The 25952-nt window shown below is 65.6% G+C and carries 18 protein-coding genes; 13 read left to right on the top strand and 5 right to left on the bottom strand.

The window, feature by feature from the left end; genetic code table 11:
- The first annotated feature begins 1 nt into the window (after window position 1).
- The 4 genes from KW835_RS24295 to KW835_RS24280 all read left to right on the top strand — a co-directional run bounded on the left by KW835_RS24295 (window position 2) and on the right by KW835_RS24280 (window position 12350).
- On the top strand, window positions 2-1417 hold the full coding sequence (locus tag KW835_RS24295) for an HlyD family type I secretion periplasmic adaptor subunit (protein WP_218387158.1): 1416 nt from the start codon (window positions 2-4) through the stop codon (window positions 1415-1417).
- A gap of 5 nt (window positions 1418-1422) precedes the next feature.
- Entirely contained in the window at window positions 1423-2088 is a 666-nt protein-coding gene (locus KW835_RS24290) for a response regulator transcription factor (RefSeq protein ID WP_218387156.1), read from the top strand.
- Between the two features lie 2 nt (window positions 2089-2090).
- Window positions 2091-2321: a hypothetical protein gene (locus KW835_RS24285; RefSeq protein ID WP_218387154.1), complete on the top strand. Its 231-nt coding sequence runs from the start codon at window positions 2091-2093 to the stop codon at window positions 2319-2321.
- Window positions 2322-2462: 141 nt separating this feature from the next.
- Window positions 2463-12350, top strand: a complete 9888-nt coding sequence (locus KW835_RS24280; RefSeq protein ID WP_218387152.1) for a retention module-containing protein — start codon at window positions 2463-2465, stop codon at window positions 12348-12350.
- 158 nt (window positions 12351-12508) lie between these two features.
- Here the strand turns inward: KW835_RS24280 and KW835_RS24275 are convergent, their stop codons facing one another.
- Window positions 12509-14422: an EAL domain-containing protein gene (locus tag KW835_RS24275; protein ID WP_218387144.1), complete on the bottom strand. Its 1914-nt coding sequence runs from the start codon at window positions 14420-14422 to the stop codon at window positions 12509-12511.
- Window positions 14423-14449: 27 nt separating this feature from the next.
- The gene (locus KW835_RS24270) at window positions 14450-15154 is read right to left on the bottom strand and encodes a transglutaminase-like cysteine peptidase (RefSeq protein WP_255593901.1); all 705 of its coding nucleotides are present in this window, start codon (window positions 15152-15154) and stop codon (window positions 14450-14452) included.
- 165 nt (window positions 15155-15319) lie between these two features.
- Between KW835_RS24270 and KW835_RS24265 the strand changes: the two genes are divergently transcribed.
- The gene (locus KW835_RS24265) at window positions 15320-16822 is read left to right on the top strand and encodes a TolC family outer membrane protein (RefSeq protein ID WP_218387142.1); all 1503 of its coding nucleotides are present in this window, start codon (window positions 15320-15322) and stop codon (window positions 16820-16822) included.
- Between the two features lie 102 nt (window positions 16823-16924).
- Here the strand turns inward: KW835_RS24265 and lipA are convergent, their stop codons facing one another.
- From lipA to KW835_RS24250, 3 genes are read right to left on the bottom strand one after another with little or no spacing between them, the layout of a single operon-like run.
- A complete protein-coding gene (gene lipA, locus KW835_RS24260; protein ID WP_218387140.1) occupies window positions 16925-17917 on the bottom strand; it encodes a lipoyl synthase in 993 nt (330 codons plus the stop codon).
- Window positions 17918-17941: 24 nt separating this feature from the next.
- Window positions 17942-18634: a lipoyl(octanoyl) transferase LipB gene (gene lipB / locus KW835_RS24255; RefSeq protein ID WP_370633684.1), complete on the bottom strand. Its 693-nt coding sequence runs from the start codon at window positions 18632-18634 to the stop codon at window positions 17942-17944.
- 19 nt (window positions 18635-18653) lie between these two features.
- Window positions 18654-18974, bottom strand: coding sequence for a YbeD family protein (locus KW835_RS24250; RefSeq protein WP_218387138.1), 321 nt, complete (start codon window positions 18972-18974; stop codon window positions 18654-18656).
- Window positions 18975-19250: 276 nt separating this feature from the next.
- On the opposite strand from KW835_RS24250, the gene KW835_RS24245 reads away from it, so the two are divergent.
- The 8 genes from KW835_RS24245 to atpD are packed head-to-tail and all read left to right on the top strand — an operon-like array spanning window position 19251 to window position 25932.
- Window positions 19251-19724, top strand: coding sequence for an ATP synthase subunit I (locus KW835_RS24245; protein WP_218387137.1), 474 nt, complete (start codon window positions 19251-19253; stop codon window positions 19722-19724).
- Window positions 19725-19745: 21 nt separating this feature from the next.
- Window positions 19746-20624, top strand: a complete 879-nt coding sequence (gene atpB, locus KW835_RS24240) for a F0F1 ATP synthase subunit A (protein WP_218387136.1) — start codon at window positions 19746-19748, stop codon at window positions 20622-20624.
- Window positions 20625-20683: 59 nt separating this feature from the next.
- Window positions 20684-20953, top strand: a complete 270-nt coding sequence (atpE, locus tag KW835_RS24235) for a F0F1 ATP synthase subunit C (protein ID WP_099657604.1) — start codon at window positions 20684-20686, stop codon at window positions 20951-20953.
- A 34-nt stretch (window positions 20954-20987) separates the two neighbouring features.
- Window positions 20988-21458, top strand: coding sequence for a F0F1 ATP synthase subunit B (locus KW835_RS24230; RefSeq protein ID WP_007847746.1), 471 nt, complete (start codon window positions 20988-20990; stop codon window positions 21456-21458).
- A gap of 10 nt (window positions 21459-21468) precedes the next feature.
- Window positions 21469-22011, top strand: coding sequence for a F0F1 ATP synthase subunit delta (locus KW835_RS24225; protein ID WP_218387131.1), 543 nt, complete (start codon window positions 21469-21471; stop codon window positions 22009-22011).
- Window positions 22012-22053: 42 nt separating this feature from the next.
- Window positions 22054-23607 (top strand): F0F1 ATP synthase subunit alpha, encoded by a 1554-nt coding sequence (atpA, locus tag KW835_RS24220; protein ID WP_094285961.1) that lies wholly within the window; start codon window positions 22054-22056, stop codon window positions 23605-23607.
- Between the two features lie 18 nt (window positions 23608-23625).
- Window positions 23626-24492, top strand: a complete 867-nt coding sequence (gene atpG / locus KW835_RS24215) for a F0F1 ATP synthase subunit gamma (protein ID WP_218387130.1) — start codon at window positions 23626-23628, stop codon at window positions 24490-24492.
- Window positions 24493-24525: 33 nt separating this feature from the next.
- Window positions 24526-25932, top strand: coding sequence for a F0F1 ATP synthase subunit beta (gene atpD / locus KW835_RS24210; RefSeq protein ID WP_218387128.1), 1407 nt, complete (start codon window positions 24526-24528; stop codon window positions 25930-25932).
- Window positions 25933-25952 lie beyond the last annotated feature (20 nt).

Raw genomic sequence — 25952 nt, 5'->3', positions numbered from 1 at the left:
CATGGCTGAACTCAACCAGAAAGCCTTCGAGCAGATCGGCAAGGTCGTCAAGACCGGGGGCGCTGCCAGCGACTCGGTGTTCGGCCGCGCCCTGCGACGGCTGGCCCCCGCAGGTGGGAGCGATGCGCTGGACTGGGCGGGCGACGCCGACTGGGCGCGCCTACAGCAGGAGCCGCTGCGCGCGCGCATCCTGCTGCGACTGGCGGTGCTGTTCCTGCTGCTTCTGCTGGTGTGGGCAGCGTATGCGGAGCTGGACGAGGTGACGCGCGGCGACGGCAAGGTCGTGCCAACGAGCCAGGTGCAGGTGATCCAGAGCGTGGACGGCGGCGTGGTGGAGACGCTGGCCGTGCGCGAGGGACAGATCGTGGAGCCGGGGCAACTGCTGCTGCGCGTGGACTCCACGCGTTTTCTGTCCACCATGCTCGAAAGCCGCGCCAGCCTGCTCGCGCTGCAGGCCAAGGCGCTGCGCCTGCAGGCGCTCACGCAGGGGGGCAGTTTCATCCCGCCGCCCGATTTGCTGCGCGACGCGCCCGACATCGTGGCGCAGGAGATGCGGTTGTACCGATCGCGGCGCGAGGAGATCAGCGCGCAGGTTTCCATCTCGCAGAACCAGCTCGCTCAGCGCCAGCAGGAGCTCAACGAGGTGCGCGCTCGCAAGGAGCAGGCCGAGCGGGGGCTCGAGCTGATGCTCAAGGAGCTGAACGCGACCAAGCCCATGGTGGCCACCGGAGCGGTGTCCGAGGTGGAGGTGCTGAGGCTGGACCGCGAGGTGGCGCGCCTGCGCGGCGACCGCGAGCAGGCCGATGCCCAGATCTCGCGTGTGCACGCGGCGATCCAGGAGGCCTCGCGGCGCATCGAGGAGGTGCAGCTCACCGCCCGCAATCAGATGAGCGCCGAGCTGTCCGAGACCATGAGCAAGCTCTCAAGCCTTTCCGAAGGCGGCCGGGCGCTGGCCGACAAGGTCAAGCACGCGGACATCCGCTCACCGGTGCGCGGCACGGTCAAGCGCCTCCTGGTCAACACCGTGGGCGGCGTGGTGCAGCCGGGCAAGGAGGTGGTGGAGATCGTGCCGCTGGACGATGCGCTCATCCTGGAGGCGCAGGTCAGCCCGCGCGACATCGCCTTCCTGCACCCGGGGCAGGAGGCCATGGTCAAGTTCACGGCCTACGACTTCTCGATCTATGGCGGCCTCGCGGCCGAGGTGGTGAACATCAGCGCGGACTCCGTGGTCGATGAAAAAGGCAACGCCAACTACCTGGTGCGCGTGCGCACGCGCAAGGCCAGCCTGGGCCCGAGCCTGCCCATCATCCCCGGCATGGTGGCGCAGGTGGACATCATGACGGGCAAGAAGACGGTGCTGTCCTATCTGCTCAAGCCGGTGCTGCGCGCCAAGGCGAATGCACTGTCCGAGAGGTGAATGCGATGAACCATTACCTGGCCAGCGAAGTGGCGCAGTCCCTGGACCGCTGGGGTGCCGCGTTCCCGCAGGGGACGCGCGTGGACAGGCAGCAGTGGCCCGCGCTGGTGGAAGTCCTGCGCGGTGCCGGGGGCGGGCGCTCGGCCATCGTGTGGCTGAGCACCGAGTACCCCGAGTGGCCGGCGCTGCTCTCCGAGCTGGTCCGCTCGGACAAGCGCGCGCGCGTGGTCGTGGCGTCCGGCGTGCCGGACGAGCGCGAAGCCCTCAGGGCCATCAACGAAGGCGCACGCGCCTACTGCCACCTGTTCGCCGTGCCCGAGATGCTCAGGGAGGTGGCGCTGGTGGTGCAGCACGGTGGCGTGTGGATGGGCTCATCCCTCGTGGCCCGCCTGGCCGCCGCCACGGCAGGCCTGACGGCGCCGCTGGCGTCTCCCCAGGCGCAGCAGGACCTGCAGCAGCTGCTGTCCTCGCGGGAGCTGGAGGTGGCGCGCGCGGTGGCCAAGGGGTTTTCCAACAAGGAGATCGCGGACCTGCTGTTCATTTCGGAGCGCACCGTCAAGGCGCACCTGGGGGCCGCTTTCGAGAAGCTTGGGGTGCGCGACCGCGTGCAGCTGGTCCTGCGCATGAACCAGGGGCCGCAGTACTCACAGGGGCCGACCTCCCATGCCTGACCATGCCTGAAAAAAGCCTGCCCTCCCACGACAACCCGCTGAGCTCCTCCGATGCGGGGCTTGCGCGCGTCACGGAAGATCTGATCGAGCTGCTGATCGCGCGCGGTGTGATCCGTTTCACCGACCTGCCGCTGCCCGCGCAGAACAAGCTGCTTGAGCGCAAGGAAACCCGTGCCCGCCTGAGCAATAGCCTGGACCTATTGGGCGACGATCCGGGCAACGAAACCATTTGAGCGTTCGGGGGCCCCAAACCCCAAAAGTGGACCTAAGTCCAATGGTGGATCCGGGGTGCTGTCAGTAGCCTTCACTGACATCAGTCACATGCCGTTACTTTTTGCCACAGCGCATCGAGTACGGCCCACCGGAGCCAGACCATGTCCCAGATAGCTACCGTGGTTGCCGTCACCGGCACCGCTTTCGCGGTCGATGCCAATGGCAATCGCCGCCCCCTCCAGGCCGGAGACACCTTGCAAAAGGGCGAGATCGTGCAGACCACCGCCGGGGGGCGGGTGGAACTGCTGCTCGACGACGGCCAGGTCCTTGCCGTGGCGCCGGAGCGCAGCGTCAAGCTCGATGACAGCGTCACGCAGACCGCGGAGCGCCCCACGGCGCAGGATGCCAGCGTGGGGCAGGGCACCATCGAGACCGTCATCCAGACGCTGCAGCGTGGCGGGGACCTCAATGAACAACTGGACGCCACGGCCGCAGGCCTGGGCGGTGGTGGCGGTGGCGAAGGCGAGGGCAGCAGCTTCGTTCAATTGCTGCGCATCTTTGAAGGGGTGGACCCGCTGGCCTACCAGTACGGCTTCACGCCCCAGTCGGCGCCCACGGCGGAATTCAACCCGCTCGCGGTGCTGAACGTGGCGGCGGCGCCCGCACCGGCGCCTGCACCAGCCGTGGTGCCTCCTCCCGCTCCCGTGCCCCCGGCACCACCGCCAGCACCCAACCCACCGGTGCCGGCGCCGCCCCCACCCGGGCTGCCCCCGCCGCCTCCCCCACCACCCCCTCCACCACCTCCCCCTCCGCCACCCGCTCCGGTGCGTGTCAGCCTGGCGGTGCTGCTGGAAGAGGAGTCCGTCAGTGCCGGCGGCGGCGCGCGCAACCTCACGGGTGGCAATGTGATCGGCAACGACGAGGACGACGGACTGTCGAGCACACGGCATGGCACGTTCGAACTCGGCGGCGGACTGATCCAGTCGGTCAGCATCCCCGGCTTTGCCACCGTGCCCGTCACGCAGGAAGGCCTGACCATCTACTTCGACGCGCTGGGCCAGCCCATCACGTATGGCGACCCCAGTGCATCGCCTGCGGTTCTGCTGGTGATCCTTCCCAACGGCAACTTCACGCTGGCCGTGATCGGGCCGCTGCACCACGCGCCTGGCGGGGGCGAGAACTTGCTGGCCCTGCCTTCCATCGTCTTCAACGGGGTCACGGGTGAAGGCGGCGAGTTCGCGGCCGATGTCAGCCTGTCCGTGCAGGACGATATCCCGGTGATCTCTGCCAGCAGCGAGGATGTTCCGCTGCTGATCACGTCCGACAAGGGGGTGAACGAAGCCACCAACACGGGCGCCGAGGGCACCGAGAACACGGGCAATGGCGACTCAGACACAGCGACCGGAGACCTGAACGGGACCGCGTTCGTGGTGTCGTTCGGTGCGGACGGGCCCAAGCTGCGCCCGGGCGGCAGCGAAGGCGAGGGTGGCGACGCAGGCATTCCCGATGGCCACGCGTTCTCGTTCGTCATCGGCAATGGCGGGGCCACGGGGCTCTACGCCACGGGCACCAACTCTGAAATCATGCTGAGCGCCACGCAGACCCCCGGCGAGGTGGTGGGCCGCGATGGCAGCGGCAACGTCATCCTGACCCTGCGGATCGACCCGCAGACCGGGGCTGTCGTGATGACGCAGACCGGCGCCATCCGCCACGGCGCACCCGACGGGCAGGAGGGCGGGGCCGACGAGCTGCAGTCCCTGGCAAAGGGCGTGCTGAGCGTGGTGCTGGACGCCACCGACAACGACGACGACACGGTCACGGCCCAACTGGACCTGGGCGGGCGTCTGCTTATCGGCGACGACGTGCCGGTGTACCGGTATGGCAAGGGCGATGGTGAAGGAGAGCAGTCCGGCGAAGGCGAGGGCGCGCAGTATCCGCATTCGCCCGAACCCAAGCTGTCCCTGGAAGCCGAGGAAGAGTCCGTGCGCCAGGGCGGCCACAAGATCGGCAACGACGAGAATGACCTGCCGCTTGCTTCCACCGCAGGCGGTGGCATCACCCAGATCAACGGCGCGATCAACTGGGGCGCGGACGGCTTCGGCCAGCTCACCGGTGTGCGCGTGGGCAGCGGCGAGGGCGCCAGCGTCGTGCCGGTGGGCCAGACCGTCTGGTTCAATGCCGCTGGCGCGGTGATTGCCTCGGGTCCTGGCGGCGCGCAGCCCGAAGGCGCTGCCGCCAGCCTGCTGGTGCAGGCTTCGGGCAGCTACACGCTCACCGTGCTGGGCGCCATGGACCACGCCGCCGGCGGCAGCGTGGTGCAGGGCGAGGACTGGCTGAACCTGGAAACCGTGCGCCTGGTGGGCGAGGACGGCGATGGCGACTCCATTTCCGTGGCGCTGGAGACGCGCGTGCAGGACGACATTCCCGTGCACGTCAAGGTGCTGGGTGTCCCGGTGCCGCTGCTGGCGGTTCTGGAAGAGGAGTCGGCCTCCAATGGCCAGGGCGGCGTCATCGGGAACGACGAAACGGGCTTCTTCGACCCGCTGAGCGCCTCTTCGGGCGACCAGTCGATGACCGGCGTGGTGCGCTGGGGCTCCGATCAGTTCGGCGGCGTGGTCGCCGTGCGGATCGCGGGGCATGAATATGCCGTGGGCAATGCGTCCGCCACGGTCTACATGGACCGCAGTGGCCAGCCCATCGCCGAGGGCGACACCACCACGCCCCGCTCCGTGGCGCTCGAGATCGACGGCGCCACCGGCGAATACCGCGTCACCGTCGTCGGCCCGCTGGACCACGACGCTGGCTGGGGCGAGAACTTCATGGTGCTGCCCACCGTCACGTTCGTGGGCATTGACGGCGACGGCGACCGCATCGGCGTGGACCTGTACACCAAGATCCAGGACGATGTGCCCGAACACGCCCAGGCAGACGGCAAGGTCGTCAAGCTCAGCGTGCAGGTCGAGGAAGAGTCCGTGCCTTCGGGCGGCGGCACGCTGGGCAACAATGAAACCGCGGACGGCCTGGCCCATGTGCAGAGCGACGCCACCGGCTTCCAGGGCGCGGTGAAATGGGGTGCTGACCAGTTCGGCGGCATCACCGGCATCAAGGTGCAGACGGGCCTCTTCACCGAGAACAGCTACAGCCCCGTCGCGGGCGTTGTGACGGTGTACTTCGACCAGAACGGCAAGGCCCTGCCCGCCGGCTCCAGCAGCGGCGCGGCCGTGCTGACGGTGGATGCGCAGGGCGGCTACAAGTTCGAGGTGCTGAGCAACCTGACCCACAAGGGCGCGGGCGAAGACTGGCTGAACCTGCCCAAGATCACCTTCGTGGGCCAGGACGGCGATGGCGACACCATAGGCGTGGAGCTCAATGCGTCCATCCAGGACGACGTGCCCGTGGTCACCGTGTCCGACCCCGCTGCGCTGGTGCAGCAGGGCTTCACGGTCGAGTACAAGGGCGGCGAGGCCGGCTACAACAACAGCTTCGGCTACTACTTCAAGAACGCCGACGGCAGCATCGACACCACCAAGGGCGGGTTCCTGCTGTGGGACAACGTCAAGACCGAAGGCAATGCGGGCGTGACCCTGCCCACGGGTGTGACGGCCGACCAGATCGGCTTCTTCATCATCCCCAACGGCGACAGCCGCAATGGCACGCTGGGCGACAACCAGGCCGTGACCTTTCAGCAGGTGAACGGGCAGTGGGTGGCGTTTGCCGGCGGCATGCAGCTGTCGGGCGACGGAGCGTCGGTGTACTTCTCGGACCAGCGGCTCAACAGCGACGGGCAATCCCACGTGCAGCAGACGCCGTCAGGCACCTCGGCCGGGCAGGGCAGCAAGGGCAACTTCAACTGGGAAGACCTCAAGATCACATCCACCAGTTCGGACAAGGACTATGACGATGTGAACCTGAACCTGCTGTGGAATGCGCCGTTGATCGTGAAGGATGCGCAGGCCGATGCAGGCACCAGCACCGACACGGACGGCAAGGCGCTGTCGGGCAGCTTCCAGTTCCACTTCGGAGCGGACGGCGCGGCGGCCAGCGGCAGCAAGGTGTTCGGCCTGAGCGTGTCGTCTTCCACGTCCACGCTCAAGGACACGGCCACGGGCGACACCGTGCTGGTGAAGATGGTGGGCGGCGTGGCGGTGGGGTACATCGGCAGCGGCGCTTCTTACAGGGAGGTGTTCAAGGTCTCCGTGGCCGGCGACGGCGAGGTGACCGTCGAGCAGATGCGCGCCGTGGTGCACCCGAGCAACGACCCGCACGAGATCGTCAACATGGGCGGCGGCGTGATCCAGCTCACGGCGCAGGCCAAGGACGGTGACGGCGACAAGTCCAACGTTGCCACCTACGACATCGGCCGGCAGATCAACTTCCAGGACACCGGGCCGGCAGCGGCCGACGATGCGCCCAACCTCACGGCCACGGCCGGGGCTACGGGGACGACGGTGCATTCGGTGGGCAACCTGCTCTCCAACGATGCCTACGAAGCCAAGGCCGATGGTGGCAGCGCCAGTGTGGTCTTCGTGCGCGCGGGCGGCGACCGCTCGTACAACGCCACCGACCTCACCGGCCCGTCGCACGATGCAGGAGGCACGCTGGGCGCGCTCAAGGTCGGCACGGACGGCACGGCCACGTACACGCTCGACAACCTCAAGGCCATGGCGCTGGGGGCGGGCGCGTCGCACACCGACAGCTTCAACTACCAGATGAAAGACGCCGACGGCGACACCGATGTGGCCAATGTGCGGGTGACCGTGCGCGGCGTGAACGATGCGCCGGAGTTCGTCACCGGCAACGACCAGACCACGCAGATCTGGATAGACAAGGACGGCGACGGCACGAAGGACAGCGACGAGGTATCGCGCTACTCCGAGGCCAACACGGACCAGATTGCCGTGAACGTGCAGGAAGACGCCCTGTCGAACGGCAACCGCGAGAACCCGGGCCAGAGCACCACGGGGGCCGCGAGCTTCGGCGTGGCCGACCCGGACATCGGCGACACCGTGGCCGTGCGGTTCGATCCCACGGCCGCGCTGCCCGTGCTGACCTCCGGCGGCATCGTCATCACCTGGACGCCGAATGCCGCCGGCACTGAGCTGGTCGGCAAGGTGGGCAACACCGAGATCATCAAGGTGACCATCGGTGGCACCTACGACAGCGGCTACACCAGCAACGTCGTCCTGCTGGGCCCCGTGGACCATGCGCCTCCCGCGCCCGGTGTGAGCACCGACGGCGATGTGAAGGAGCTGAACTTCACGCTGGTCGCGAACGACCGGCCGTCCAACCCGGCCACCGGCCTCACGGACGCCATGGCGCTCAAGGTGTCGCTGGAGGACGATGCCCCGGTCGCGAAGATCGTGGACGGTGCCGCAGTGGTTCTGACGGCCACGCTGGAGGAGGAATCCGCGGTGCGCGACGGCAGCAAGATCGGCAACGACGAGCGCGACGCGAGCGACTTGGTCGGCGGCTCGCAGCTGGAGGCCGGCACGGGCACCCAGGTCATGACCGGTGCCGTGCAGTGGGGCGCCGATGGCTTTGGCAAGGTCACCGGCGTGCAGTTCGGCGGGACCACTGTGGCCGTGGATGTGGCTACGGGCGGGAAGGTGTACTTCAGCGCGACGGGCCAGCCGCAGAGCGGCGCGGCAGGGGCTGCTGCGGTGCTGGAGGTCAAGGCCAACGGCGAATACACGCTCACCGTGACGGGTGCGCTCACGCACTCCGGGCAGGGTGAGGACGTGCTGAACCTGGGCCGCGTGAGCATCGTCGGCGAAGACCGCGACGGCGATGCCATCGGCGTGGAACTGGCGGCGAGCGTGAAGGACGACATCCCCGTCATCACCACCGTGGAGCCGGAGCCCGTGCCCGGCATCACCGTGCAGCTGGTGGGCAGCGACGCGGGCTACAACAACACCTGGGGCTACTACATCAAGGACGCAAGCGGCAACCCCACCGAGGGCGTGGTGGTGTGGGACAACGTGAAGAACCAGCCGGTGACCAGCGTCACCTTGCCGCCCGGCGTGCTGCCGGGGCAGGTGGGCTTCTTCATGATCCCCAACGGCGACAGCCTCAACGGCGCTTTGGGCAACAACACGTCCGTCACCTTCACCAAGGACGGCAACGGCCAGTGGGTGGCGAGTGCCGGGGGGTCTCCCCTTGCGGGCGAAGGCGCCGCAGCGCTGTTCGACAACAGCGCGCTCAACCTGGATGGGCTGTCGCACGTGAACACGGTGGCCGTGGGGCCGGTGTCGGGCAACCAGAACTGGGAAGACATCGCAGGCGGCGGAGACCGCGACTACAACGATGTGCTGCTGAACGTCACCATGCCGCTCCTGGTGGACGACAGCTTCCTCGATGTCGATGCCGAGTCCGACGTGGGCTCCACGCGCTTCACGGTGAGCTACGGCGCGGACGGCGCCGCCACCTTGCAGAGCAAGGCCTACGGGCTGCTGCTCACGGGTGGCGAGGGCGCGCCGTCGGGCTTCAAGGACACGGCCCAGTACTCCAATGGCCAGCCCGCCGATGTGCTGCTCAAGAGCGGCCCTGGCGGCACGGTCGTCGGCTACGTGGTGGTGGACGGCGTGGAAAAGACGGTGTTCAAGCTGTCCGTCGATGCGGCGACCGGCGAGGTCACCTTCGACCAGCAGCGCACCGTCGTGCACTCCACGCCGGGCGACTCCAACGAGGTGCAGTCTGCACTGGCCGGCAAGATCGGCCTGCAGCTCACGGCCACCGATGGTGATGGAGACCATGTCAACGCCAGCATCGATGTGGGCCGCATGCTGTTCATTGCCGACGACGGCCCGGTCGCGAAGGACGACACCGACGGCACGCAGTGGGTGGTGGACCGCTCGGTGGCCACCGGCAACGTGATCACCGGCGATGGCACCACCACGGGTATGGCCGGCAAGGACGTCCATGAGGGCATGCAGGACGGTGCCAAGGCCGAGGTCGTGCAGGTGCGCGCCGGTGCCGAAGGCGCCGTGTGGACACCTGGCACCGCAGTGGCCAGCGGCGGCAGCGCCACGGTGGCAGGCCAGTACGGGTCGCTCACCATGGAGTCCGATGGCGACTACACCTACACCGGGCACCAGACCACGGTGCAGCTTGGCGCAGGCGCTGGCGTGCCGGCCGGCACCGATGCTTTCGACTACGGCAAGCCCTACACCACGAACCTGGGCGAGCAACTGATCACCAATCCCACGCCCGCGCAGACCGGCGGGGGCGTGGTCACCAGCCAGGGCAACGGCGCAGGTGTGGACGACCCCACCGAACCCGTGCCGGGCGACGTGGGGGCCAGCACGCCCGAGCAGGTGGGCTACTCGCCCAGCCAGGGCACGGAAGCGCTGTCGGTGGACCTGGGCAAGATGGCGGTGCGCGCCGTGGTGGATATCTCCAACCTGTTCCAGAACGAATCGGGCCAGACCGGCAACCAGGGTGAGACCGGCCGCTGGGAAGCCTTCGATGCCGCGGGCAACAAGGTGGGCGAGGGGATGATCGGCGGCGCACTGTTCCAGGGCGGCGCGGGCGGCGGCGACCCGGTGCATCAGGGCCAGGTGGAGATCGAGGTGCTGGGCGCCGATGGCAACCCCATCGCGTTCCAGAACGTGGTCTTCTCGGGGGTGGATTACCTGGCCGGCGACAAGGGCAGCGACAGCTCGGACTACTTCGTGAAGGCCGTGAGCTTCGAGGAGTACGTGCAGGACGGCAGCAAGGACCAGTTCAGCTATCAGGTGAAGGACGGCGACGGCGATACCGACAGCGCCACCTTGACCATCGACACCGGCCACCAACTGAGCACGCAGGGCCTGGGCATGGTCTATGAAGACGGTCTGGCCACGGGCAATGTGGACAGCAGCCCGCACACCACCGACACCACCGGCAACCTGGGCATGGGCGGCGCCACCTACGCGCTGGTGGCACCCGTTCAAAAGATCACCTCGGCGGGCGACGAGGTACGCTGGAGCACATCGGCCGACGGCAAGACCTTGACCGGCACGGCAGGCGAGGGCGCCGAAGCGCGCACCGTGGCGGTGGCAACCATCGACGACAGCGGGCAATACAAGCTTGAGCTCAAGGGCCAGGTGGACCACGCGTACACCGAAAGTGGTGAGGAAAACCTGTACCTGCAGCTGGTGGCCGAGAAGACGGTGGCGGGCGAGACCGAGGTCCAGGGCTTCAACATCAAGATCCAGGACGATGCCCCGGTCTATGTGGGCGGCACGCAGGACACGCTGGTCGCCAACGGCGGCGTGGGCGAGGTGGTGGCCGACCTGGGGGCTCGGGTGGGCGCGGACGTGGTGGGGGCCGATGTGAACCTCACGGCCACGTCGGCTGCGACCGTGGGTTCGTCGTCCGTGCGCTATGTGTCCATGTCCTATCAGCAGGGGGACGTCGTTGCCTCCACGGTGATGACGGTGGGCGGCAACATGGTGTACTACCAGGCCACCACGGACGGCACCATCAAGGCGGTGTACGACGACTGCGGCGTGATCAAGACGGCCTTTACCGTGAGCGGCATGGTGAACGCTGACGGCACCACCAGCTATGTGACCAACATGGTGGCGGTAGCGGACAAAGTGCAGGTGGGCACCGAGGTGGTCAAGCCGGGCAGCACGACGACGGTGGAGAAGACCGTGGTCTTCGGCGACAGCAGGAGCGACGACGTCTACAAGCCCTCCGGCCAGTCCTCCTCGGGTGGAACGGAGATGACGGCAAAGTACGTGGACTCCACCACCGGCATCTACATGGTGGTCACCGCCGACAAGGACGAGACGGTGTCCAACGCGGTGGCGAAGGACGGCAACAAGTGGGAGGTCACCCACGATGACGTGCTCTTCCAGACCGACGCGAACCAGGCCAACGATCCCAAGGTCAACTGGTCCTCCACCGGCAATGGCAATGGGGGCGGCGGTTTCGGTGTGGGCGACAACTTCATCGACAACGCGTCGTCGGAAGGGGTGCGGGACTCCGACAAGAGCGATGCCGTGGAGGCGGGCGACGGCGCCGGCGAGCGGCTGGTGGTGGAGTTCTACAAGGCCGACGGTACACGCCTGAACGTGATTTCTGCGGACTTCAAGCTCGATCACCTTGGCAAGGAAGAGACCGCCATCATCAACGCCGGCAACACCACCACCAGCGGTGGCGTGTCTACCACCACGGCGGTCGGCAGCACGATCCTGAAGGATGGCACGACCTCGGGAGGCAACACCAGCGGCGGTACGGCGAGCGTAGAGACCTCCGTCAAGGTGGACCCTGCGGGCAGCACCACGTTCAACACCGTGCACTTCGCTGCCGAGGACTGCACCGACTACCGCGTGACCGATGCCGCCACGCTGACCTACACCGAAACCGTGACCACGCCACCGGTGACCAAGCCGGTCTATGCCGACCAGATGTGGATCGACTTCCAGGCCGTGATCGTCGATGGCGATGGCGACAAGCTGGCCCAGCCCATTGACGTCAAGGTCGTGATCGATACCGACAACACGCTGGACGGCGACAAGGTGGCCCTGTCCGACACCGCTACCGGCGGACTGGCCATCAAGGGAGGCGATGCCTCCGAAACCATCGTGGGCAGCGCGGGTGACGACACCATCCAGGCAGGCAAGGGCAACGACCTTGTCAAGGGCGGCGACGGCGACGACAAGCTCGACGGCGGCAAGGGTGACGACACGCTGGTCGGTGGTGCCGGCAGCGACACGCTGGTGGGTGGCGATGACGACGACACCATCAAGATCAACCTCGCGGACAGTACTCCGGACGGGACCGACAAAGACGTGGTCAAGGACCTGGGTGCGGACGACAAGATCGAGGTGGCGGACCTGCTGCCGGACGACGGCGGCAATGACGACCTGCTCGCCAGCCTGGCACCGGCCCCAGGCGCTGCCGGCGACACGCAGGTGACGCTGGACAGCAACGGCCCAACCGCAGGCGGCGCGACGCAGACCGTGGTGGTGGAGGACGTCACTCCGGCTGCCCTGGAGGTGTCGGTTGCGATGCACACGGCGACGCCCGACATCGTGACCATCAAGCCGAACGACGACTGAGCTGCTGTGCCGCCGCACCTCGGCGGCCCAGGCAAAAGGCCCTTGCATGCTTCGGATGCAAGGGCCTTTGCGCTATTTCAGGATAAAAATGGGCTCTGCCGCTTGTGGGTAGGGCGCGAGTAGCTATGTATTTGATAGTGGCGGAATCGTCCGGGGCATCAGCGGATGCCTGGCCCCGTGGCACCGTCGAAGCCCAGCGATGCGAGCAGCGGCAGGTCGTCGCGCGACTCCACCCCCAGGGCGATGACCTGGATGCCGATGGCGTGCGCGATGTTGCACAGGCCTTTGAGGAACTCCTGGTTGCCCAGGTTGTCCGCGATGCCGCGCACGTAGCTGGGGTGCACCTTGATGTAATCCAGGCCCAGGTCCGCGAGCTTGTTGCCCTCGGTGAAGCGCTGGCCGAAGTACTCGATGCCCACGCGGCAGCCCAGCTCCTGCAGCGTGTGGGCCAGTTCCTTGAAGGCATCGAATGCGCGGAACACGCCGTATTCGGGCACCTCGAACAGCAGGCGCGGGCAAATGTCGGGGTAGGCGCGCAGCAGCTGGGTGAGCTCGTTGCGAAAGCGAAAGTCTGCGATGGTCTCGGCCGAAAGATTGACGGCGATGTCTCCCTCGGCGCTGCGCAGGTGCCCGATGGCCAGGCGCACCACGTGCAGGTCGATGGGCGCAGTGAGGTTCAGGTGGGCCGCCATGGGCATGAAGTCACCGGCCGACAGCAGCGCACCCGAGGCGTCGGACACCAGCCGGATCAGGCCCTCCTGGTGGATGGCGCCGTCGCCGCTGCCGTCCACGACCGGGTAGAACGCCAGCTGCAACCGGCCACCGTCGACGGCCTCGGTGAGCAGCGTGCGCCACTGCTCGGCGGGGCGGGCATCCGCACCATGCGCGTTCTCTTCAACGTACATGCTGTTGGGGCCCACGGCACCCGCGCGCGCCAGCGCCTCGTCGGCGCGGCTGAACAGCTCGCCCAGGGGTTCGCGGCGGCGGTAGCCCACGGCGCAGACGTGAAACAGCTCGGGAGCGACGTGCGACCAGTGCGGCAGCCACTGTGACGAGATGCGCGCGAAGATGTCCTGCGCCGCCTCGGAAGGCGAAGGCGTTGACGGGCACAGCACGCCGAACTCGGCGCCCTTGAGCCGGCCGGCGCGCTGGCCCGGCCGGCCGTCGCCGCTCTGGTGGAGCACCGTGCCCAGGTGCTTGAGCAGGGCGTCGGCCTTCTGATGGCCCAGGTGCTGGTTGAGCTGATCCAGATCCAGCAGGCGAACGATGACCAGGCTGCCCGTGGACTGGAACTGCTCGCCCTCCAGCACTTCGCGCAGGTGCGAGATGAAGTACTCGCGGCTGGACAGGCCCGTGACCGCATCGCGCGTGACCTTCTTGCGCAGGTCCTCCAGCCGCGCGGCCTCTTCGCGGAACATGGACTTCAGGCGCGAGACCATGTCGTTCATGCCGCGCGCGACACTGCGCAGCTCGGGCGTGCGGGGCTCGGCGATCTTGACGAAGCGCCGCTCGGCAATCGCCTCGGCCTGCGCCACCACGTCGCGCAGCGGTTGCGTGATGCGGCGCACCAGCAGCGTGCCCATGCCCCCGGCCACCAGGCCGCCAAGGATGAACCAGGCCAGAAGCTCCAGCGTGCCCTCCCACAGGCTCTTGTAGACGTACTGGTCATGGCTGGCCAGGGTGAGCGCGCCGTACTGCTTCCAGCCGTCCTGGATCAGCGCCTTTCCCGGCTCGGCCTTCACGGGAATGAGCCGTGCGAACCAGTCGGGTGCACCTTGCATCTGGCCGCTGAACGTGCGCTCCACCAGCAGCTCGCCCGTGGGCGACACGATGCGGATGAAGCGGTAGTGGCCGGCGTCGAACTGTGCGGCCACCTGCAGCTCCACCGTGACGGGGTCCTTGTCGAGCTGCGACAACGCGAGCGCCAGCGACGTTGCGTTGTCTATGTTCTTGACCTGCAGCTGCTGCTGCAGGTAGTGCCGTGCCGACAGCACGCTGACCAGCATGCTCCCGCCGAAGGCCAGCGCCATGACAAGCCCGATGGCGATCCAGAGTTGTTTGATGAGTGACATGGTGATCTTCTCCGGTGGTGTGGGGCCTCAGAAGCCCTCTTGTTGCATGCGTTCGAGCACATCGCGCCAGCGCGACAGCCGTGCCGTGGGGTCTGCGGAGGGCGCGTTCGCACCCGCGACCCACAGCCCTTCGCTGTTGAAGCTGAACACCGGCGACAGGTCCGAGCGGGCCGACGCGGGGCGTATGGTGGTGATGAGGTTGTCCAGCACCATGGGCTCGCCGGAAGGGGTTGCGTAGTAGCCCAGCACCATGTGCGCTTCGCTCTTGTCGCTGCCCGGACCGCCGAGGCGCGCGCGGACATAGATCATGCGCAGCTTTGCGTTGGGCACGCCCATGTGCAGCAGGGTGACGTACTTGGCGATGGAGAAATCCTCGCAGTCTCCGGCGCCCTTGCCCATGAACTCCAGCGGCGTGGCCCAGTAGTCGTTCTGCTGCCAGACGACCGTATCGTTCTCGAACAGCATGCGCCGGTTGAAGAAATTGTTCACCTGCACGAGTTTCTCGGGCTCGCTCAGCGACTCTGCGTCCTGCAGCAGCTTGCGCCACGCGGTGACGAGCGCTGCGCCCTGCGCGCCATAGCGCTTGAGGGCCAGGGCCTGGGTCTTGTCGAAGTCGGGCGCGCTGAACGCCGCGCTCATCAGCAACGCGCAAGCCGCCAGCGCCAGCACCGCGCACCACCGTGCGGTGGCGCGGCAAGGCACCTGCAGGCGAATCAAGGGAAGGGAGGGCATGGAACGCGCGCGAAGCGGCTACCTGGTGTGGGGGCGTGGGGCTCGACGCTGGGGAATGCGTAACCGGGTTTGACCAGAGGTTTCCACTTTGTAAAAAAAAACTGTGCGAGTTTCAAGGAAAACGTTACTTTTTCGATTCTGCATCACCAACGATCCGGAGTTGATATGAAACTGTCCCTTACCCTGATGGCGGTGGCCACCCTGGCGAGTACCCAGGCTGTGGCCCAGGCGTTACCCGACGCGCTCGTGGATGCGGCGCGAAAAGCCGTCGTGAGCAATCCCGACGTCCAGGCGCGATGGTTCGGTTTCAGAGCTGCCGACTCTGAGCGCAGCGTGGCCCGCGCGGGCTTCTTGCCGCAGCTCGATGCCGTGGCCAGCACGGGCCGCGAGAACCGCGTGCGGCCCTCGGGCACCACGGGCTCGTACCACCACTCGGGGGCGGCACTGACGCTCAACCAGATGCTGTTCGACGGCTTCTTCACCAGCAGCGAGGTCAAGCGCCTGGGGCATGCCAAGCTCACGCGCTACTACGAACTCGTCGAGGCCTCGGAGACAGCGGCCCTCGAAGCCGTGCGCGCCTATGCCGATGTCGTGCGCTACCGCGAGTTGGTCGAGCAGGCCAAGCAGAACTACGTGGAGCACAAGCTCACGACCAACCAGATCGACGAGCGCACGACGGCAGGCGTGGGCCGTCGCGTCGACCTTGAGCAGGCGACAGGCCGGCTGGCACTGGCCGAGTCCAATTTGCTCACCGAGGTGTCGAACCTGCATGACGTGAGCGCTAGGTACCAGCGCCTGGTCGGTGAGCTGCCGCCTGCCATGGCTGCGCCACTGCCCGAGAACTTCCGGTTTGCCGCGCTGCCCCAGAACGCGCAGGACGCCATGACCCAGGCGCTGAACAACAGCCCCACCGTCAACGCAGCGCTGGAGAACATGCTGGCCAGCGAGGCCGGTATCGCGTCGCAGAAGGCGGGCTTCTTTCCACGCCTGGACTTCCGCGCACGCCAGTCCTGGGACCGCAACCTGATCGGCGAGCAGGGCCGCTCGCGCGACAGCACGGTGGAACTGGTGCTCACCTACAACTTCTTTCGCGGCGGCGCGGACCAGGCCCGCGAGCAGCAGGCGGTGGAGAACAAGTTCCAGGCCCGCGAGCTCAAGGAGAAGGCGTGCCGCGACGTGCGCCAGACCACGGCCATCGCGTTCAACGACTCGCGGCGGCTGGTGGAGCAGATGACGTACCTGGACCAGCACCGCCTGTCCACCGAGAAGGCGCGCGAGGCCTACCGCCAGCAGTTCGATTTGGGGCAGCGGACGCTGCTGGATCTGCTGGACACGCAGAACGAAGCCTTCCAGGCCAGCCGCGCGTATGTCAACGCGCGTTACGACCAGCTGGTGGCCCAGGCCCGGACCCTGAGCGCCATGGGCCAGCTGCTGCCGGCACTCAATGTCTCGCGCGCCGACATGCCTTCCGCCGCCGATGCCGGCCAGCAGCGCAGCGGCATCGATCCGGCAGACCTGTGCCCGGCGGAGTTTCCCGTCGTGGTGACCGTGGACAAGGCCCAGGCCGTGGCAGACACGCCGGTGCGCCCGCGCGCGGCGCTGCCTGCACAGCCGGCAGCGACGAACAGCAGCATGCCGGGCGCGCCAAGGCCGGCCCCAAGCCGCTGAGTGGATGTTGTCGGGATTGCACAACCGCTGCCTGCGACGATGGCGCGGCAGCTCTGCGGGGTGAGCTGGCCGGTGCCGTGAAGCGACGGGCCGCCCGGGCAGTCAGGCGACGGCGGTGACGCCGGCTGCGTGCGCCTGCTGGTCGGCGTGGTAGCTGCTGCGCACCATGGCGCCGACTGCGGCATGGCTGAAGCCCATCTTGTAGGCCTCTTCCTCGAACATCTTGAAGGTGTCGGGGTGCACGTAGCGCCGCACGGGCAGGTGGCTGTTGCTGGGCGACAGGTACTGGCCGATGGTCAGCATGTCGATGTCGTGCGCGCGCATGTCGCGCATCACCTGCAGAATCTCTTCGTCGGTCTCGCCCAGGCCCACCATGATGCCGCTCTTGGTCGGTACGTTGGGGTGCAGGGCCTTGAACTTCTTGAGCAGGTTCAGGCTGAACTGGTAATCGGAACCGGGGCGCGCTTCCTTGTACAGGCGGGGTGCAGTCTCCAGGTTGTGGTTCATCACGTCGGGCGGCGCGGCCTTCAGGATCTCAAGCGCGCGGTCGTCACGGCCGCGGAAGTCGGGCACCAGGATCTCGATCTGGGTGGAGGGCGAGAGTTCGCGAATGTTCTTGATGCATTCCACGAAGTGGCCGCTGCCGCCGTCGCGCAGGTCGTCGCGGTCCACGCTGGTGATCACCACGTACTTCAGGCGCAATGCCGCGATGGTCTTGGCCAGGTTCAGCGGCTCGTCCTTGTCCAGAGGATCGGGGCGGCCATGGCCCACATCGCAGAACGGGCAGCGCCGCGTGCACTTGTCGCCCATGATCATGAAGGTGGCCGTGCCCTTGCCGAAGCATTCGCCGATGTTGGGGCAGGAGGCTTCTTCGCAGACCGTGTGCAGCTTGTGCTCGCGCAGGATTTCCTTGATCTCGTAGAAGCGCGTGGTCGGGCTGCCCGCCTTGACCCGGATCCAGTCAGGCTTCTTGAGCACTTCGCCCTGTTCCACCTTGATGGGAATGCGCGACAGCTTGGCTGCGGCCTTTTGCTTGGCCAGCGGGTTGTAGGCTTCGGTGGATTGCGCTTCGCGGACGACTTCAGGGGTGCTCATGGCGTGTAGGCAGCGTGGTGGGGCTCAGGGCGCGAGACGGATGCTGAGCTGCTGGCCCAGTACCTGCGCCGCTTCGTCCCAGGTGGTGTGGACCCCGATTGTAGAAAGGTCCACCGTTTGCAATCCTGCGTAACCGCAAGGGTTGATGCGGCCGAAGGGTTCCAGGTCCATCGCCACGTTGAGCGCCACGCCGTGGTAGGTGCAGTGGCGGCTGACCTTGATACCCAGTGCGGCGATCTTGCCCAGGCCCTCGAAATCCGGCTCGGACGGCGCATCGCCGGCGCCGCGTTTCTGAGGGCGCTGGGGCAGCATGGCGTGGCTGTGCGGATCGTCCAGGCGCACGTAGATGCCTGGTGCGCCGGCCACGCGGTGGCCCGTGACGCCGAAATGCGCCAGCGTGCGGATCACCGCTTCTTCTACCCGGTATACGTATTCCTTGACGAAATAGCCTGCGCGGCGCAGATCGATCAGGGGGTATGCGACCACCTGGCCGGGCCCATGGAAGGTGACCTGCCCACCCCGATTGGTGGCGACGACCGGGATTTCACCGGGCTGCAGCACGTGGTCGCTCTTGCCTGCTATGCCTTGTGTATACAACGGTGCATGCTCACAAATCCATAGCATATCCGGGGCGTCGTCCGGGCGCGTTGCGGTGTAGTCCTGCATGGCCTGCACGGTGGCGGCATAGTCCACCCTGCCCAGGACGCGCGTCTCCATGGTCATGGGGACGTGGTGCTCAGAGCACGATCTTCACGAGCGGGTGCGAGGACAAAGCCGTATACAGGCCGTCCAGCTGCTCCCGGCTGGTCGCGGTGATGGTGATGGTTACTCCGAGGTAATTGCCCTTGCTGCTGTCGCGCAGTTCAATGGTGGCAGCGTCGAATGTGGGGTCGAACTGACGGGCCAGTTCGGTGACGGCATGAATGAACCCCTCCACCTTGGCGCCCATCACCTTGATCGGGAAGCTCGAGGGGTATTCGATCAGGGAGTCCTTGCGCGGATCGTTAGGCTGGGGGGTATCGGCGCCGTCCATGGGCGGCTGGGAGGATGAGGTCATGGTAGGCAGTGCTTCGGTTTCAATAGCGGGAAAGTCTTTTTCATTGTGCGCCAAAGTGGTGACGGCGCTTGGCGCAAAGCCTGCCGCAGGTGCTCCGGATCGGTGCAATCAGGCACCCGCAGCGTGCAGAAAAAACCGCAGTCCAGCGTTGGCTGCATGCCGCGCACACGTTGGTTTTGGCGCAGCCTTGCGGGTTTTTGCCGACCGCCATGGGTTTTTACTTATAATTAGAGGCTTTGTGAAAGTTTCGGTCTGTAACGCGGGCGTCATTCAACAATGAAAACAATCGCCCCTGAAACGGAAACTGAGGCTGAAGGCTCTGACTTCAAGCCCCTGACTGCCCAAGAGGCCGAGCTGTGGCGCAGTCGCAATCCTCCCATTTCGGTGTGGAAGGTCGTGGCAGGTCAGGCGTTCGTCGGGATGCTGGTGGCCCTGGTGGCATGGCTTTTGACGGGGCGGGCGCAAGTGGGCTGGTCTGCGGCCTACGGCGCTGTGGCGGTGGTGGTCCCGGCAGCATTGTTTGCCCGGGGGGTGTTGCGCCACAAGGCGTCCGCCAATCCGCGCGCCGCCATGCTGGGGTTCTTTGGCTGGGAGATCGCCAAGATTGTGTTGACGGTGTCGCTGCTCGCAGCGGCGCCCCGGCTTGTGCCGGGCTTGAGCTGGATTGCTTTGCTGACGGGCATGGTGATCACAATGAAAACGTACTGGGTGGCGCTGTTGGTGCGACCCGGTGTTCAAAAAACCGATTGATAGTTACAAGAGAGTTGTCCGATGGCCGCAGAAGCGCACGCTCCGACTGCAAGTGAATACATCGTTCACCACCTGCAGCATCTTCAGAACGTCAACCAGACCAAGATCGTCGATTTCACGGTCATCAACTACGACTCCATCATCGTGGGTTTGGTTCTGGGTGCCCTCACGCTGTTGATCCTGTGGTCAGCCGCCCGTAAGGCAACGTCCGGTGTGCCCGGCCGCTTCCAGGCTGCGGTCGAGATGCTGGTCGAGATGGTGGACAACCAGGCCAAGGCCAATATCCACAACGCCGAAAGCCGCAAGTTCATCGCCCCCTTGGGCCTCACGGTGTTCGTCTGGATCTTCCTGATGAACTTCATGGACATGCTGCCCGTGGACCTGCTGCCCGCCATCTGGGCCAAGATCTACGGTGCCGCCGGCCATGATCCCCACCACGCCTACCTGCGCGTCGTGCCCACTGCCGATCTGTCCACCACCCTCGGCCTGGCCTTTGCCATCCTGATCCTGCGCTTCTGGTACAGCGTCAAGATCAAGGGCGCCGGCGGCTGGGCCCACGAACTCGTGTCGGCTCCGTTCGGCACCAGCAAGAATCCCATCTTCGCCCTGATCCTGGGCGTGGTGAACCTGCTGATGCAGGTCATTGAATATGTCGCCAACACCGTCTCGCATGGCATGCGGTTGTTCGGCAACATGTACGCTGGCGAACTGGTGTTCATGCTGATCGCCCTGATGGGTGGTGCGGCTGCGCTGTCGCTGTCGGGTGTGCTGCTGCCTGTGGGCCACGTCATCGCTGGCACCATCTGGACGCTGTTCCACATTCTGGTGATCTCGCTGCAAGCCTTCATCTTCATGATGCTTGCGCTGATCTACCTCGGTCAGGCGCACAACGCGCACTAAACGGTTCCCTTTCGTTTCTCTTTCCTTTTCAACTTTTCTTTTTTAACTCAGGAGTCATCATGGAAAACATTCTCGGTCTCGTCGCTCTGGCTTGTGGTCTGATCGTTGGTCTGGGCGCTATCGGCGCTTCCATCGGTATCGCACTGATGGGTGGCAAGTTCCTCGAATCGTCGGCACGTCAGCCTGAGCTGATCAACGAACTGCAAACCAAGATGTTCATCTTGGCCGGTCTGATCGACGCTGCGTTCCTGATCGGCGTTGCTATCGCTCTGCTGTTCGCTTTCGCAAACCCCTTCGTCTCCACGTTCTTGGTCAACCTGCCCAAGTAATTCCCGTTCAACGCCACTCTAGAAAGGTGTTGCCGTGAGTATCAACGCGACCCTGTTCATTCAGGCCATCGTCTTCCTGATCCTGGTGTGGTTCACGATGAAATTCGTGTGGCCCCCGATCGCGAAGGCGTTGGATGAACGAGCCCAGAAAATCGCCGAAGGCCTCGCTGCTGCCGACCGTGCCAAGTCCGAACTGACCGCTGCAAACCAGCGCGTCGAGAAGGAACTGTCACAGGCGCGCAACGAAACGGCCTCGCGTCTTGCGGACGCCGACCGCCGTGCCCAGGCCATCATCGAAGAAGCCAAGGCACGCGCTACGGAGGAAGGCAACAAGATCGTTGCATCCGCACGTGCCGAAGCCGAACAGCAAACGGTGCAAGCCCGCGAAGCCCTGCGTGAGCAGGTCGCCGCGCTGGCCGTCAAGGGTGCAGAGCAGATTCTCCGCAAGGAAGTCAATGCCGGCGTTCACGCCGACCTGCTCAACCGCCTGAAGACCGAGCTGTAAGGGGACACACATGGCTGAACTCGCCACCATTGCCCGCCCTTACGCCGAAGCCCTGTTCAAGGCCGCTACTGCGGGTGCGGGCATGGACCTGGCCAGCACTGCTGACTGGGTCGATGAACTGGCGGCCATTGCCGCCAACCCCCAGTTGCGCCAGCTGGCCGACAACCCCAAGGTGACGGCAGACCAGGTGTTTGCCGTCTTCACGGGTGTCGCGCGTTCGGCATTGTCCGATACGGCCCAGAATTTCCTGCGCACGGTCATCGACAACGGGCGCCTTGCTGCGCTGCCGGAAGTCGCCGTGCAGTTCCGTGCCCTCGTGAATGGCCGCAGCGGCTCTTCGGATGCCGTGGTGCACAGCGCCTTTCCCATGGATGCCGCAGCGCTGGCTGACGTCAGCGCTGCCCTGGAAAAGCGCTTTGGCCGCAAGCTCAACCTCACCGTTCAGCTGGACGAGTCCCTGATCGGTGGCATTCGCGTAGTGGTGGGTGACGAGGTGCTGGACACTTCGGTCAAGGCCCGTCTTGAACAAATGAAAGCGGCCCTCACCGCGTAACGCGCGGCGAGGACAGCGAACCAAAGAAAGAAGGAAAGAGTCATGCAACTCAATCCCGCAGAAATTTCTGAACTCATCAAGAGCCGCATCGAAGGTCTGGCCGCCAGCAGCGATATCCGCAATCAGGGTACCGTGGTGTCCGTGTCCGACGGTATCGTGCGCGTGCACGGCCTGTCGGACGTGATGGCCGGCGAAATGCTCGAGTTCCCTGCCACCAAGGACGGCCAGCCCTCCTTCGGCCTGGCCCTGAACCTCGAGCGCGACTCCGTCGGCGCCGTGATTCTGGGTGAGTACGAGCACATCTCCGAAGGCGATACCGTCAAGTGCACGGGCCGCATTCTGGAAGTGCCCGTGGGCCCCGAGCTGGTCGGCCGCGTGGTGAACGCGCTGGGCCAGCCCATCGACGGCAAGGGTCCCATCAACGCCAAGCTCACCGACGTGATCGAAAAGGTCGCTCCGGGCGTTATCGCCCGTAAATCGGTGGACCAGCCCCTGCAGACCGGCCTGAAGTCCATCGACTCCATGGTGCCTGTGGGCCGTGGCCAGCGCGAGCTGATCATCGGTGACCGCCAGACCGGCAAGACCGCCGTCGCCATCGACGCCATCATCGCCCAGAAGGGCCAGGGCGTGACCTGTATCTACGTCGCCATCGGCCAGAAGGCTTCGTCGATCAAGAACGTGGTGCGCGCACTGGAACAAGCCGGCGCCATGGAATACACGATCGTGGTGGCCGCATCGGCTTCCGAATCGGCTGCCATGCAGTACGTGTCGGCCTACTCCGGCTGCACGATGGGCGAGTATTTCCGCGACCGCGGCCAGGACGCCCTGATCGTTTATGACGACCTGTCCAAGCAAGCCGTGGCCTACCGCCAGGTCTCGCTGCTGCTGCGCCGCCCACCAGGCCGCGAAGCCTATCCCGGCGACGTGTTCTATCTCCACAGCCGCCTGCTCGAGCGCGCAGCCCGCGTGAACGCCGACTACGTCGAAGCATTCACCAAGGGTGAAGTCAAGGGCAAGACCGGTTCGCTGACCGCACTGCCCATCATCGAGACGCAAGCCGGCGACGTGTCCGCCTTCGTTCCTACCAACGTGATCTCGATCACCGACGGCCAGATCTTCCTGGAAACCAGCCTGTTCAACGCCGGTATCCGCCCCGCCATCAACGCCGGTATCTCGGTGTCGCGTGTGGGTGGCGCTGCCCAGACCAAGCTGGTGAAGAACCTGTCCGGCGGTATCCGTACCGACCTGGCCCAGTACCGTGAACTGGCAGCGTTTGCGCAGTTCGCTTCCGACCTGGACGAAGCCACCCGCAAGCAGCTGGACCGCGGTGCCCGCGTGACCGAACTGCTCAAGCAGGCACAGTACAGCCCCCTGTCCATCTCGCTGATGGGCGCGACGCTGTTCGCTGTGAACAAGGGCTTCATGGACGACATCGACGTCAAGAAGGTGCTCGACTTCGAACACGGCCTGCATCAGTTCCTGAAGACCAGCCATGCCGCACTGCTGGCCAAGCTGGAGCAGGCCAAGGCCATGGACAAGGACGCTGAAGCCGAACTGACCGCTGCCATCGGCGCGTTCAAGAAGTCGTTCGCTTAAACCGGACGAGGAGCCATCATGGCAGCAGGCAAGGAAATACGCGGCAAGATCAAATCGGTGGAGAACACCAAGAAGATCACCAAGGCCATGGAGATGGTGGCTGCATCCAAAATGCGCAAGGCGCAGGACCGGATGCGCGCTGCCCGTCCCTACAGCGAGAAAATCCGCAACATCGCAGCCAACCTCGGCCACGCCAATCCTGAGTACGTGCACCCCTTCATGAAGGTGAACGATGCCAAGGTGGCAGGCGTGATCGTGGTGACGACCGACAAGGGCCTGTGCGGCGGCATGAACACCAATGTGTTGCGTGCCGTGACGACCAAGCTGCGTGAGCTGCAGAATGCTGGCGTGTCTACGGAAGCCGTGGCAATTGGCAACAAGGGCCTGGGTTTTCTGAACCGTGTCGGTGCCAAGGTGGTCTCGCACGTGACGGGCCTGGGCGACACGCCCCATCTGGACAAGCTCATCGGTCCGGTCAAGGTGCTGCTCGACGCATATGCGGAAGGCAAGATCAACGCGGTGTACCTGAGCTACACCAAGTTCATCAACACCATGCGCCAGGAATCGGTGGTGGAGCAGTTGCTCCCCCTGTCGTCCGAGCAAATGCAGGCCGAGAAGACCGAGCATGGCTGGGACTACATCTACGAACCCGATGCCCAGACCGTGATCGACGAACTGCTGGTCCGTTACGTCGAGTCCCTGATCTATCAGGCGGTTGCGGAAAACATGGCGTCCGAGCAGTCGGCACGCATGGTGGCCATGAAGGCCGCCACCGACAACGCCGGCAGCGTCATTGGCGAGTTGAAGCTGGTCTACAACAAGACGCGCCAGGCAGCGATCACGAAGGAACTGTCCGAGATCGTGGCTGGCGCCGCTGCTGTGTAAGCAGCTCAACCAACATCTAAATTGGAGCGAAAAATGGCTCAAGTGCAAGGCAAGATTGTTCAATGTATCGGCGCTGTGGTGGACGTTGAGTTCCCGCGCGACCAGATGCCCAAGGTGTATGACGCCCTCAAGCTCGAGGGTTCTGCCCTGACGCTGGAAGTGCAGCAGCAGCTGGGCGACGGCGTGGTGCGTACCATTGCCCTCGGCTCGTCGGACGGCCTGCGTCGTGGCCTGATGGTCACCAACACCGCCAATGCCATCACCGTGCCCGTGGGCAAGGCCACGCTGGGCCGCATCATGGACGTGCTGGGCAACCCCATTGATGAACGCGGTCCCGTGAGCCAGGAACTGACGGCTTCCATCCACCGCAAGGCCCCTGCGTACGACGAACTGTCGCCTTCGCAAGAGTTGCTGGAGACCGGCATCAAGGTGATCGACCTGGTCTGCCCGTTCGCCAAGGGCGGCAAGGTGGGTCTGTTCGGTGGCGCCGGCGTGGGCAAGACCGTGAACATGATGGAACTCATCAACAACATCGCCAAGGCCCACTCGGGTCTGTCGGTGTTCGCTGGTGTGGGCGAGCGTACCCGCGAAGGGAACGACTTCTACCATGAAATGGCCGATTCCGGCGTGGTGAACCTCGAGAAGCTCGAAGAGTCCAAGGTCGCCATGGTCTACGGCCAGATGAACGAGCCTCCAGGCAACCGTCTGCGCGTGGCGCTGACCGGCCTGACCATCGCCGAGTCCTTCCGTGACGAAGGCCGTGATGTGCTGTTCTTCGTGGACAACATCTACCGCTACACGCTGGCCGGTACCGAAGTGTCCGCTCTGCTGGGCCGCATGCCTTCCGCCGTGGGCTACCAGCCTACGCTGGCCGAGGAAATGGGTCGCCTGCAAGAGCGCATCACCTCGACGAAGGTCGGCTCGATCACCTCCATCCAGGCCGTGTACGTGCCAGCGGATGACTTGACCGACCCCTCGCCTGCCACGACCTTCGCTCACTTGGATTCCACCGTGGTGCTGTCGCGTGACATCGCCTCGCTGGGCATCTACCCTGCTGTGGATCCTCTGGACTCCACCAGCCGCCAGCTGGACCCGAACGTCGTGGGCGAAGACCACTACGCCACGGCCCGCGCGGTGCAAGGCACGCTGCAGCGCTACAAGGAACTGCGCGACATCATCGCCATTCTGGGCATGGACGAACTGGCTCCTGAAGACAAGCTGGCCGTGGCCCGCGCTCGCAAGATCCAGCGTTTCCTGTCGCAGCCTTTCCACGTGGCCGAAGTGTTCACGGGCTCGCCAGGCAAGTACGTTCCGCTGTCTGAGACCATCCGTGGCTTCAAGATGATCGTGAACGGTGAATGCGACCACCTGCCGGAACAAGCGTTCTACATGGTCGGCACCATCGACGAAGCCTTCGAAAAGGCCAAGAAGGTGGCCTGATTGCCCGGCGGCTGAGCGGC

It is taken from the genome of Acidovorax sp. sic0104 (genome assembly GCF_019219095.1).
Lineage (GTDB): Bacteria > Pseudomonadota > Gammaproteobacteria > Burkholderiales > Burkholderiaceae_C > Acidovorax.
The sequence above is the reverse complement of the archived record's forward strand: the minus strand, read 5'-3'. Positions and strand labels throughout refer to the sequence as shown.